The 12,032-nt window shown below is 63.5% G+C and carries 11 protein-coding genes; 4 read left to right on the top strand and 7 right to left on the bottom strand.

Annotated elements, in window-relative coordinates:
- From GR183_RS16920 to GR183_RS16905, 4 genes are read right to left on the bottom strand one after another with little or no spacing between them, the layout of a single operon-like run.
- On the bottom strand, nucleotides 1-810 hold the full coding sequence (locus GR183_RS16920; RefSeq protein ID WP_160776859.1) for a methyltransferase domain-containing protein: 810 nt from the start codon (nucleotides 808-810) through the stop codon (nucleotides 1-3).
- The gene (locus GR183_RS16915) at nucleotides 807-1,859 is read right to left on the bottom strand and encodes a glycosyltransferase family 4 protein (RefSeq protein ID WP_160776858.1); all 1,053 of its coding nucleotides are present in this window, start codon (nucleotides 1,857-1,859) and stop codon (nucleotides 807-809) included. Before GR183_RS16915 ends, GR183_RS16920 begins: the two co-directional genes overlap by 4 nt.
- Before the next feature lie 14 nt (nucleotides 1,860-1,873).
- Entirely contained in the window at nucleotides 1,874-2,275 is a 402-nt protein-coding gene (locus GR183_RS16910) for a 6-pyruvoyl trahydropterin synthase family protein (RefSeq protein WP_160776857.1), read from the bottom strand.
- A gap of 30 nt (nucleotides 2,276-2,305) precedes the next feature.
- Nucleotides 2,306-3,316, bottom strand: coding sequence for a zinc-dependent alcohol dehydrogenase (locus tag GR183_RS16905; RefSeq protein WP_160776856.1), 1,011 nt, complete (start codon nucleotides 3,314-3,316; stop codon nucleotides 2,306-2,308).
- A gap of 94 nt (nucleotides 3,317-3,410) precedes the next feature.
- On the opposite strand from GR183_RS16905, the gene mdoH reads away from it, so the two are divergent.
- Both mdoH and GR183_RS16895 read left to right on the top strand, forming a co-directional pair.
- Nucleotides 3,411-5,285, top strand: coding sequence for a glucans biosynthesis glucosyltransferase MdoH (gene mdoH / locus GR183_RS16900; RefSeq protein ID WP_312846847.1), 1,875 nt, complete (start codon nucleotides 3,411-3,413; stop codon nucleotides 5,283-5,285).
- 121 nt (nucleotides 5,286-5,406) lie between these two features.
- Nucleotides 5,407-5,973, top strand: a complete 567-nt coding sequence (locus GR183_RS16895; RefSeq protein WP_160776855.1) for a DUF4453 domain-containing protein — start codon at nucleotides 5,407-5,409, stop codon at nucleotides 5,971-5,973.
- An 82-nt stretch (nucleotides 5,974-6,055) separates the two neighbouring features.
- Here GR183_RS16895 and GR183_RS16890 read toward each other — a convergent pair whose 3' ends face one another.
- The 3 genes from GR183_RS16890 to GR183_RS16880 all read right to left on the bottom strand — a co-directional run bounded on the left by GR183_RS16890 (nucleotide 6,056) and on the right by GR183_RS16880 (nucleotide 9,669).
- Nucleotides 6,056-6,811 (bottom strand): phytanoyl-CoA dioxygenase family protein, encoded by a 756-nt coding sequence (locus GR183_RS16890; RefSeq protein WP_160776854.1) that lies wholly within the window; start codon nucleotides 6,809-6,811, stop codon nucleotides 6,056-6,058.
- 145 nt (nucleotides 6,812-6,956) lie between these two features.
- Nucleotides 6,957-8,132: an OpgC family protein gene (locus GR183_RS16885; RefSeq protein WP_260513963.1), complete on the bottom strand. Its 1,176-nt coding sequence runs from the start codon at nucleotides 8,130-8,132 to the stop codon at nucleotides 6,957-6,959.
- 154 nt (nucleotides 8,133-8,286) lie between these two features.
- Nucleotides 8,287-9,669 carry a tetratricopeptide repeat protein gene (locus GR183_RS16880; RefSeq protein WP_160776852.1) on the bottom strand — a complete coding sequence of 461 codons (1,383 nt, stop codon included), beginning with the start codon at nucleotides 9,667-9,669 and terminating at the stop codon, nucleotides 8,287-8,289.
- A 637-nt stretch (nucleotides 9,670-10,306) separates the two neighbouring features.
- On the opposite strand from GR183_RS16880, the gene GR183_RS16875 reads away from it, so the two are divergent.
- Nucleotides 10,307-11,494 carry a YeeE/YedE family protein gene (locus tag GR183_RS16875; RefSeq protein ID WP_160776851.1) on the top strand — a complete coding sequence of 396 codons (1,188 nt, stop codon included), beginning with the start codon at nucleotides 10,307-10,309 and terminating at the stop codon, nucleotides 11,492-11,494.
- A gap of 36 nt (nucleotides 11,495-11,530) precedes the next feature.
- On the top strand, nucleotides 11,531-12,004 hold the full coding sequence (locus GR183_RS16870; RefSeq protein ID WP_160776850.1) for a DUF302 domain-containing protein: 474 nt from the start codon (nucleotides 11,531-11,533) through the stop codon (nucleotides 12,002-12,004).
- Nucleotides 12,005-12,032 lie beyond the last annotated feature (28 nt).

Here is a 12,032-nt window from a genome sequence, read left to right as displayed (position 1 = left end):
CTAATTCGAATTTGGTGGAAATGCCGCGAAGTCGACGTGACCGACCATCGAAGTCAGGCCTCCTGCCTCAAGCAGGCTTTGCCGTTCCTCGCGCCAACCCTGCACTTTGGCTTCCTCCTCGCCGATTTCGCGCGCGGCACTCGCCCAACCGTCGAGTAGCACTGTCTGGAAGGCTTTTTCTCCGGCAAGCGTACGCCAGTCCGAAGCGCCTGCGACGACCGTAAATCCAGCCGAGATAAAACGTTGCAGCGCAAATTGCGCGGCATCGGGGCCAAGCGCTGAGCCCAGCCCCTTGTCCGTCTTCTGGTGCCGGTTCATGGCAAGGCGGATCGCCTCGTCGAAGGCATGGGGCGGATCGAGCTTCGCCCGCCCGTCGTAGGTCAGGAAGGCAAGAAACGGCAGGCGCCTTTCGGCAAGCGCGGCGACAAGGCCGTCGATCCATTCCGCCGATACGAGATCGAGGAAGGCGGAGGTCGTCACTGCGTCGGCGCGCTCAAGCGCGCTTGCGTCGATGCCGCGCGAAAGATTCGCGAGCGACGTTTCGATTTCGATATCCGGAAATTCCCGGGCCCTGTTTCCTGCAATGGTCAGGAGCGCCGGATCATTGTCGAGCAGCGTCCAGCGCTGTTTTGCATGGATCCGGGGCGCGAGCGCCATGACCGTCGCGCCGGTCCCCGATCCCAGGTCCACGATACGGATAGGCCGGTCTTGCGGCAGCCTCTCAAGGAAGGCGGCTGTCACTTCCTCGTTGCGTGCCCGCGCATCCACGGGCGCGCGCAAGGAAAGCCATTCGCTTGAAAAGCCGCTCATTCTATTTCCCTCATGCGGGCGATCACGGTATTCGCGGTATCGCGCCATGTCGGCAGGCTTGCCGCGTGTTCCATGGCGGCTTTTCGCAATTTCGCGCGCAGATCGTCGTCTTCGATCAGCTTTGACAGCGCGTCGGCAACGCCGTCGGCATCGCCGCCCTCCAGCACGAAGCCGGCTTGCCCGGGCACGGTATTGCGTACTGCACCTTCACCGGTCGCGACCACGGGAAGGCCGCGCACCATCGCCTCGGCAAACGCCATTCCATAGCCTTCGTAGCGGGTCGTAAGCGTGAAAATGTCGGCTGACGCATAAAGCTCATCCAGCGCTTCGGCGGAAAGCGCGCCGTGCAACATGATGCGAGAGGAAAACCCGTGAGCGTCGATCATCTCGCGGATCGAAGCCGCGTAATCCGTGTCGCGCGTGTCGTCGCCGGCGATGTCGAGATGCCAGGGCAGGTGGGTCAGGCGGGCGAGCGCGGCAATGAGCGTCGCGTAGTCCTTGCGCGGTACGAGCGAGCCGACGGCGACAAGCCCCACCTTCCCGTTGCCTCTGCCGCGTGACGGCTGTGCCCGATCGAGACCGGGTTCGGCGACCGTGATCTTTCCTTTCGGAACGCCGAAGTCCTCGATCAGGGTATCGGCGGTTGCCCGGCTCGTCGCGATCACGGCATGGGCTGAGGCGAGCGCGCGCGTCTCGCTTTGCTTAAGGAGCTCGCTTCGTCCTTCCTCCAGTCCGGTCTCGAGCGCCAGCGGATGGTGGACGAGCGCGACCAGCTTCAAACGGTTCCGGTGGGCGTGGGCCGTTTCGTCGAGAACGCCGAATGCGAGGCCGTCGACGATGACGGCGCTCCCATCCGCTATGCCCGCGAACGCCGCTTGCGCGCGTTCCATGTCCACGTCGGAAGGTGCTGGATAACCATCGCCGAGCGAGGCCGTTTCGATGTGAATGCCTTCCTCCTGCATGGCCCCGACCAGCCTGCGGTCGTAGGCATAGCCGCCAGTGGGCGTCTCAAGGTCGCCCGGATAGAGGAAGTGGATCGTTTCGCCCATCGCTCTCTTTCCGGTCAGCCGGCCGGGCCTTCGTACCAGGCGCGTGCGACGTGCGATTCATGCAGCGTCACCCGGATGGAAGCGATCTCTCCGGCCTTTCTTCCCAGCCGCTCCGCCTTCGCGGCGTCGTTCAGCCGGTCGAAGATGTGGCGGGTCAGGAATTCGGTCGTCGTGTTTTTCCCTGCGAATTCCGGGATGTCGTCGAGGTTCTTGTAGTTCAGCGGCGCGAGGATTTCCTTCAGCACCTCATGCGCGCGGCCGATGTCGATAACCACGCCGTTTTCGTCGAGTTCGCGCGAGAAGAAGGCGGCATCCACCACGAAGGTCGCGCCATGCAGCGCCTGTGCCGGGCCGAACAGATCCCCCTTGAACGAATGGGCGATCATGATGTGGTCACGGACCTCGACGGCATGCATGGGGCATTTCTCCTGGATATGTGCGTGGTTTCAGGGATAGGTGACGACCTGGGCAAGCGCGTCGCGCTCGCCTGAAAGGACGGCGGGCAGCTCCTGCGTCAGCTTGTGGAAGGGAATTGCCGGTTCGAGAAGGGCATCCAGCCTGTCGTCACGAAGAAGTGATAATGCCGCCTCCATTCTGCGGCGGAAAGTCCAGCGCGCCTGGCGGTGGGCGGGAATGCGCCCGACCTGGCTCGACTTGAGCGTCAGCCGGCGGCTGTGGAACGCGCGGCCCAGATGCGCGCTTACAGGCGCTTCGCCATACCAGCTCATTTCCAGAACCGTCGCCTCCGTTCCGGCAAGCTCGAGCGCGGTGTCGAGGCCATCGGGGTGCCCGCTCGCATGGATGACGAGATCCTGGTCGCCGGCGGCCTTATCGGGAACGGCAAAGCGCATGCCGAGCGTATGTGCGAGCGCCTCTCTTTTCGGGTTCACATCGACCAGTGTGACTGACGTGGCGGGAATTGAGGCGGCGAGCCAGCCGGCCAGCAAGCCCACCACGCCGCCGCCAACCACGGTAATTTGATCCCCCGGTGATGGCGATCCGTCCCATAACCCGTTGAGTGCAGTCTCTAAATTTGCTGCAAGTACCGCACGGGCAGCGGGTATGCCGTCCGGTATGGGAAGAAGCGAGCCAACGGGGGCGTTGAACAGATCCTGATGGGGATGCAACACGAAGACGGGCCGGCCTGCGGCGGATGGGCCGTTCGCCTCGGCAAGGCCCACGCAGGCGTAGCCGTATTTTACGGGGAAGGGAAAGTCGCCTGCCTGGAAGGGCGCGCGCATTCGCTGCCATTCGCTTTGCGGAACCGCGCCGCGGAAGACGAGGCTTTCCGTACCCCGGCTCACCCCGCTGAAAAGCGTGCGTACGCGAAGCTCTCCTTGCGCTGGCAGAGGCAGGGCTTCACGCCTGATCTCAAGCTTGCCGGGCGCGACGTACCAGAGAGCCTCCGCATGAACGGGGGCCTGTTCGAAGGGGCGTTCAGGCGTATTGCGCTGCATCATAAATCCTGTGCGGGTTTGCCTTCGTATACAGCATCTATCCGGCCTCGAAACAGCCACAGTGTGGGACTGAATTCAAAAAGAGTTGGTTTTAATGGCGCGTAACATGCTTTCAGCTGAAACCTCCGCCCCGACGTCCACGGCAGAAATCGTATCCGTTGCCCCGGAAGGTGATGCTGCGATGCATCATGATCCCATGCCATTCAGGCGCGCCGTCTTCGCGACGCTCGTGCTTGCGTCCATGGCCGGTCTGGTCGCGCTTCTGGCCGTTACCCTTTCCACGAACGGCATCAGCTGGGGCGAGAGTGTGATGATCCTCTGCTTCGCCTTGACGCTCCCCTGGACGGTGATCGGTTTCTGGAACGCTGTCGTCGGCCTCCTCGTGATGCGCCTGTCGCGCGATCCGCTCGCCAGTGTATGCCCCGTAAAGGAAGGCGACGCGACGGTGCCGCTGTCCGCCTCCACCGCCGTATTGTCCTGCATCCGCAATGAGGATGTCGATGCGGTCGCCGCGAATCTCGAGGCGATGATCACCGACCTCGTGCGCAGCTGCGAGGCGGCGTCTTTCAGTTTCTACGTCCTCAGCGACACTTCGGACGAGGATATCGCCGCGCGAGAGGAACGCGTATTCGCCGATCTTGCGGAGCGCTGGCGCGGCGACATGTCGGTGACCTATCGTCGGCGAGAGGACAATTTCGCGTTCAAGTCGGGCAACATCCGCGATTTCTGCGAACGCTGGGGCGATCGCCACGACTATGCGCTGGTGCTCGATGCCGACAGTTTCATGTCCGCCTCGACGATCCTCGACATGGTTCGCCGGATGGAGGCGAACCCGCGCCTCGGTATCCTGCAAAGCCTTGTCGTCGGCATGCCGACCACGAGCGCATTCGCGCGCATCTTCCAGTTCGGCATGCGGCTCGGCATGCGTTCCTACACCACCGGCAGCGCCTGGTGGCAGGGCGATTGCGGCCCCTACTGGGGGCACAACGCGGTCATTCGCCTGGAACCGTTCATCGAGGCATGCCACCTGCCGGTGCTGCCGGGCAAGGGGCCGCTTTCGGGGCCGGTCCTGAGCCATGACCAGGTCGAGGCGGTTTTGATGCGCCGCGCCGGGTACGAGGTTCGCGTTCTGCCGGTCGAGACGGAAAGCTTCGAGGAAAACCCGCCGAACGTTCTGGAGTTCATCCGCCGCGAATTGCGCTGGTGTCAGGGCAACCTCCAGTACCTGAAGCTTCTCGGCCTGTCCGGCATAAAGCCTACCAGCCGCATCCAGCTGGTGCTGGCGATCCTCATGTTCGCAAGCTCCCCGGCCTGGCTTGTCTTCATGGCGCTCGGGGCGACGCTTGCCGTCCTGGGTGGCGACGAGATGTTGCAGTTCGACGCGGCGACGGGTTTTGCGCTCTTCGTCATCATCATGACGATGGTATTCGCGCCGAAGATCGCGACGGTTCTCGATATTCTGGCGGACGGGCGTTTGCGCAGGCGTTTCGGCGGCGGGCTTCGCGTCGTCGCCGGCACGGCGGGGGAAATCGCCTTTTCGGCGCTGCTCGCGCCGATCATGGCCGTGGCCGTTTCCATCTTCATCGCAGGCCTTCCCTTTGGCCGGGCGATCGGCTGGGGCGCGCAGGTGCGCACACCGCATGGGCTTCCCCTCAGGCTGACGATGTCGAAGCTCTGGCCGCAGACGCTGTTCGGTGTCGCTGGCATTCTCTGGACGGCGAACCAGTCCTGGGCGCTGGTGCTGCCGCTTCTTCCGGTCGTCCTCGGGCCTTTGCTGGCCGTTCCCTTCGCGTTGTTGACGGCACGCGGCGATGCGGGGCGGCTCGCGCTTTCTTCTTCGCTCTGGCGCATACCGGAAGAGTATGAGGCGCCCAATTGTCTGCTGCCATTGCGCCTTGGGGCCTTGACGGCGCTCGGGGCCGGTACGGCGGCGGACTACAAGCCGGATCTTGCAAAGGCCGACGCCTGAGGATCGGTCATTTGGTCGGGGCAATCCATCAGGCGTTTGCCCCGGCATTCCCTCACCGTTCGAAAGAAACCTGGTGCCTGCGACTGCTTGACAGAATTACGTTGCGGCATAGCCTGTCTTCATGCGCAGGCTATTGGTTCTACTTTTCCTCATTGCCACTCCGGCTGCCGCGAATGAAAGCGTCGGCTGTCAGGACCTCTGGTTCACGCGCAATCTCGTCATGGACCGCGCCGGCTATTGCTTTTCCACCCGGCTCGGGCAGGCGATGTTCGACAATGGCGGCTGCATCGGCAAGACCGTGTCGGTCGATCCGCGGTCTTCGCGCCTTGTTGCCGAAATACAGGCGCTGGAGCGGAGCCACGGCTGCAAGGTAAGCCGGAACCGGACATACCTTGATCTCGACGACCTGTGGATCCGTCGCCAGCTGATCGACCTGCCGATCTTCGATGAGTTTCCGGGCGGCTGCCTCGGCTGGATAGGGCCTGTGACGCCGCTTTACGCCGGACGCAATCCGGCTTCCGCAGTTATCGGACGGATCTCGCCGGGCGACTATGTCGGTTTCACGCATGTGCCCGTTGGCAACTGGTCCTACGTAACGGTGTCGGAACCGGGATGGGGTCCGGTAAAAGGCGGCGGCTGGATGAACGGGACCATGCAAAACCTGCCGTGCCAGGATTTCGCGGGCTGAATACCGATATTCATCTCAGAAAAAAGCCCCGCGTGAGGACACGCGGGGCGGAAGAAATTTCATTGCCGCAAACTGCGGCCCGTCAAACCTTGTAGACGTATTTGCGGGACGGATCCCGCTCGATGTCGGGCGGGTAGTTCCGGTGCTTGTCGGCGTGGTAGCGGTCGTAGTGGTCGCCCTGCGAAGCCTTGTTGTAGGTCGCGAAATACATTCGCCGGGAGGCGGCCGTCGGGTTGGGAGCGGAGCGGTGCGGGCAGTAGGCGTCGAACAGCACCAGGTCGCCGGGCTTCGTCGGGCAGTGGACGAAGTCCATGCCTTCCATGTCTTCTTCCGTCAAAGGCTCCATGCCGCGCAGGAGGCCGCGCTTGTGGTGGCCCGCGGTCACTTCCAGGCAGCCGTTTTCAACCGTCGCCTCGTCAAGGCACAGCATCACGTTGACGAAGTCCTGCGCATAGTCGTTCCAGCCGGCTTGGGCGTCCTGATGCGGCTCGAAACCGCCACCGCCCGGCATCTTGAAGTTGATCTTTTCCTTGAAAAGGGCGGCCGGTTCGCGAAGCGCGCTCGACGCCACCTCGCCCAGAATATCCGTGAGCTGGCGGTAGCCTTCGTGAAAGGGGGCGATCTTCTCGATCCGGTTGACGAGGTCGGCGCCGTCATTGCGGCTCTTCTCGTGGTAGACCCACTGCCGGCCCGGTTCTTCCGGCATGGCCATCACTTCGCTCGTCCAGGCAAGGATGGTTTCGACGTCCTTGGCATCGAACGCGCCCGGAACATGGACGAAACCGTCGCGCTCGAATGCCGCGATCTGTTCTTCGGACAAGGCAGGCGTCTTTATCATCAATCCCCCTGTTTGATTTTGCGGCCAATGATGGTTGGCGAAGGATTTAGCCAAAATGCAGGCTCTGGAATAGTGCAGAAAGCACACGGCCCGGCACTGATGCTCCGGGCCGCGGATCTCCGTCGGGATCGTTGGGCACCCTGTGCTATTCGGCTGGCTGCTTGCCGAGATAGGGCGTCTCTGTCTTGGAGGCTTCGCCCGCGGGCTTGCGCTTCCAGGGCTGGCCCTTGAACCAGCTGACTGCATAGGCAACCGCGATCAGTGCCGCGAACCCGCCGGCATTGGCCAGGAAGGTGAAGAGCGGGTCGCCCCGCCCCCAGGCCATGTCGCGCAGGATGGCGACCGCCTGCGCGATGACGAGGCTCGCCAGGAAGACGGCGAGCGACTGCTGACCGACCTTCTGGATCACGCGTACGACGCTGCCCCAGGCGTTGTCCATCACAAGGTACCTGCCCTTGGCGCCCACAGCTATCCACGCCAGATAGGCAAGCGCGAGGAAGTGGACATAGCGCAGCAGGCCGAAGTCGGTCTTCGCCCAGAGTGGGCGGACCATGTTGCGGATGGCCGAAATTTCCGGCACCTGCGTATGGATGCGATACCACGCGAAGGGGATGGTCACCAGGACCAGCGCGGCGGCCGCGATCATGAGGCCCCGGTTGACAGGCGGAGCGGGTATCCATCCCCGCATGAAGGCGAAGCCGGTGAAGAACACGAGCTGCCAGCCGAGCGGGTTGAAGAACCATTCGCGGTCAGACCATGGCTCGGCGGGGAAGTGGACCACATCGAAAGTCGCCGCCAGCCAGAAAAGGGCCATGAGCGCGAAGACCGCGCCGCGTCCGGCAAACCGATATGCCGCCATCATCACCGGAATGAGCGCCAGGATAACGATATACATCGGCAGGATGTCGAAGTAGTTCGGCACATAGGTGAGCGTCAGCAGGCCCGGCAGCGTGTCCGGCGTCTTGTTGAAGAAGTGCCAGAGGTTCAGCTTCGTCACGTAGTTTTCGGTCAGTCCGCAGCATTCTTCCAGGTAACCGCTCGACTGTATCGCCACGAGCCCGGCAGCGATTACCAGGAACTGCAGGATATGCGCCCAGTAGACCTGCCACATGCGGAAGAGGATACGCGCCGTGCCCATCATCCATCCGCGCATCTCGAAGACCGCGCCAAAGGCGATCGCGGAAGCCATGCCGGAGCAGAAGACGAAGATCTCGGTCGCGTCGGAAAAGCCGAAGCGGGCCGGGATCCACAGCGTCCACGTATTGTTCGGCAAGTGGGCGATGTAGATAATGAACATTCCGAGACCGCGGAAGAAATCCAGTCGCGGATCCCGTTGGCGTACGGGCTGTGGGCCACTCACTTGAGGGTCACTCCTGATATTCTGTTTTGCGCCCGACAATCTGAACCGGGCTGTCGTTCGTTCTTCTTTCGATTTTCGCGCGTCTTCGTGCTGGCCGCAAATCCGCCTGAAACGATCAGGCGTGCGCGGCGCGCAGGCGCTCGTCCTGCATGATGCGCGATGCCTGGTGCATCCGTTCCACAAGCTTGAGCCGGTCCTCCGCGAAGCGGTCCATCGCCGTCCTCAGCGCCAGCCTTTCCTTCAGCACGCGCTCCGCGTCGTCGGCAAGGCCGGCCTTCAGCGCTGCGTCCACGGTCAACCGTTCGAAGATGTCGCGCTGGGCGTGGCTGCCCCCGATCGACTGGAGCGCCGGCCGTGCGCGGTCGAGGTTGTGGAAGGCGGAGAAATAGTTTCCGCGGCGATAGGCATCGAGGCCGAGCGCGGCCGGCGCGCCTGCGCCCCTCGCCACCACCGCCATATCCGATGTGCCCTCGCCAAGCGTCTCGATGTTCTCCACCAGTCGCTCGGCCGCGATCCGCCGGTTGCCGCCGTTGAGCGACATGAGGTAGTGCAGGTCCGCGAAGACGTTGCAGCTGTCGTCGACCCTGCGTTCGGAAATGCGCGCAAGTTCCTCCCAGCGGCCGCCGACGTTCACGCCCTCGATTTCGAGGCGCAGGAGAAGGGACGCGCCGTTGGAGATGTCGCGATAGTCGTCGGTCTGGTCGCGGCGGATTTCCTGGTCGTAGAGCGCCAGCACCTTGTCGAAGTCGCGCCGGTCCAGATACATCAGCGCCAGGTGCCACCAGCAGTGATAGCGGAAGTTGTTGCAATGGGACCAGCCGTCGCTGTTGGTCTCAAGCCAGACGCGGCCGTCGTCGAACCGGCCCGTCATGTCCAGCACATGCGCCACGGCGTGCAGGCCCCAGGCGTCGTCGGGCGCCATCTCCACCGCCATGCGGCCGATCCGCTCCGCGGAGGCATAGTCGCCGGTCTCCTCCAGCGCGAAGGCGTGGCAGCCGTGGGCGTATCCGGCGGCAAAATGATCCGAGCCGTATGTGTCGATCACCCGCTCGATCGAGGAGCGCATTCCCGCGGCGTCGCCAAGCACGAAGCGGATCGCATGAACGAGCTTCAGGAGCAGGGCATCGGCGGGGTGGGCGGCCAGCGCGGTGTCGATGCGTGTCGCGGCCCGCGAAGGATGGCCGTCCAGCCAGTCCCGCAACGCGTCGACGACGGCGGCCTCTCGCGCCGTTACGCCCTTCGCCCGCCGGCCCTGGTCGGCGAGGCGCCAGTCCTTCTCCGCCGAGGTGATGAGTTCGCGCCTGCCGAGCAGCAGGCAGAAGATTCCGTGAGCCGCGTGGCCCATCGCGAAGTCGGGCTCGAGTTCCAGCGTTTTGGCGATATGGACGGGTGTGTCCGCCCCATGGGCGAGGAAGGCACGGTTGGTTGCGTGCCAGGAGCCGAGAGCATCCGGATCGGACAGGGTAATCTCGTATCCGTATTGATCGGTAACGGTCATTTAACCTCGCATTTCGGGGCGCCCGATGCCTGATTGGCATGTCAGCGGTGCAATCTTGTGACGAATCTGTGGCGAAAATCGCCCTCGACCAGAGTGTGGGACCGTAGCGGAAGCCGGCTATCGCGATGCGCGTGAAGACATCCGATCTCCAGGCGCCGACAAAATCGTGCGGGAAAATTCGCGGCAACTTCTGCGCGTCTTTCTCGCATGGCTGGTACCCGGCCCGGTTGTCTTCGCCTTTTCAGGATGTTGCGGCCGGCTACGGTTTCCCGGTGCGGCTCGAACATGTCACGCAAAAGTTCCTTCGATCGCCGATTTCACACTCTGTTCGGGCACTTTTCCGAAGGGTCGCGATGACGTGCAACACACAAAAACTTGTGTTTTGCGTGTGTTTGCATCGCTTTGAATTGCCCTAGAGACGAATTGCTTTCCTGTGGATTATCTTCAACGGCCTGACGTTGATGCGCCGTCACGGGGTTCATTCAATAACTCGACTATTCGCCGAACTATTCTACCTTGAAGCGTATATGACAAGCTGTCTCGCGCCGAAATCCGCCTGTCCACGCGGATTTGATTTGTTTCGGAGGGGCCCGGCGGGCAGTTTCGGGGAAACTCATTCACGAATGCGGATATTGGAATGACGGTCGCCGCACGACAGGCAAGCGCCCATCGCAACCACACCGTACTCTCTGCGGCCGCTGCGGCATTCCTTGCCGTCGCCGTCCTGGCGGGCCAGGCGGGGGGCATGCGTCTGGCTCTTGCCGCGGCCATCGGCGCATTTGCGGGCGTCGCCCTTTATCATGCGAGCTTCGGGTTCACCTCCGCCTGGCGCCGGCTTGCGACAGAACGACGCGGCGCGGGGTTGCGCGCCCAGTTCCTGCTGATTGGACTGACGATCGTCATCTCCTATCCCCTGATCGGCTGGGGCCGGGAGTTCGGCATTCCGGCCGGCGGCTTCGTCTTTCCCTTCGGCATCGCGGCGGCGATTGGCGCCTTCACCTTCGGCGTCGGCATGCAGCTTGGCGGCGGCTGCGCATCCGGCACGCTTTTCACCGCCGGCGGCGGCTCCACGCGTATGATGGTCACGCTCGCTTTCTTCGTTGCCGGGTCGGTGCTGGCGACGGCGCATATGCATTTGTGGAACGCGCTGCCCAGCCTGCCGGCCTATTCTTTCGTGACATCGCTGGGGCCCGTCGCCGCCGTTGCGCTCACGTTGTCTGTTTTCGCCCTGCTTGCCCTCGGCACCGTCGCGATAGAAAAGCGCGCGCATGGGAGCCTTGCCGAAGGTCGCGCCACGGGCTCCTGGATTTCGGGGCCGTGGTCCCTTGCGGCGGGCGCCATTGCCATCGCCTTCGTCAGCATCGCCACGCTGCTGGTTCTGGGCCGTCCGTGGGGCATCACTTCGGGTTTCGCGCTGTGGGGCGCGAAGATCGGCCACGTGCTCGGCCTGCCCGTGACAGACTGGCCATATTGGCGCGGTCAGGTCGCGGCGATCGAGGGCTCGGTTTTTCGTGATGCGACCTCGGTAATGAATTTCGGCGTCATCATCGGCGCGATGGCGGCGGCTTCGCTTGCGGGAAAATTCGCGCCCGTCTGGTCGCTGTCGCGGCGCGATGTCGTGACCGCGGTCGCCGGCGGTCTTTTGATGGGCTACGGCGCAAGGCTCGCCTACGGCTGCAACATCGGCGCCTATCTCGGCGGCATCGTCTCGGGCTCGCTGCACGGGTGGCTGTGGCTTGTCTTCGGCTTCGCCGGCAGCCTCGTCGGCACGCGGCTCAGGGTCATCGTCGGCATGGACGCGCCGGCACCCGCGCCATTGGCTTGACGAACGCTTCGGCTACACATTTGGGGAGACATCACCATGCGCTTTGCGACCTTCGCGCTCGCTGTTTTTTTCGCTCTCGCCAACGCCGCATCGGCGGAAGGTCCCGGCCCACGCGAAGGCTGGATCGTCGTCGAAACCGCCCACAGTTATCCGGATCTCGTCGAGCGGGTACAGGCCGCGGTCAAGGGGCAGGACATGCTCCTCGTCACCCAGGCAAGCGCCTCGGGCGGTGCGAAGGCGCAAGGCATCGCCATTCCCGGCAACCGCGTGATCGGCGTCTACCGCAACGATTTCGCCCGCCGCATGCTGGAGGCGAGCGTGGCCTCGGGCATCGAGGCGCCGATCCGCTTCTATGTCACGGAGAACGAGGACGGCACGGCCACGCTTTCCTACAAGACGCCGAGCTTCGTGTTCTCTCCTTATTTCGACGAGGGCGGCGAGGCGCTGGTGGAGCTTGCGAGGGAGCTTGACGGAATATTCGAGGCGATTGCGAAGAGCGCGGCCGAATAGGCGACGGTGGAAAAATGCCCGGGCCGGA

It is taken from the genome of Stappia sediminis, assembly GCF_009826895.1.
In the GTDB taxonomy this organism is placed as follows: Bacteria; Pseudomonadota; Alphaproteobacteria; order Rhizobiales; family Stappiaceae; genus Hongsoonwoonella; species Hongsoonwoonella sediminis.
Note: the sequence above shows the minus strand (reverse complement) of the source record. Positions and strands in the feature narration are given on the sequence as shown.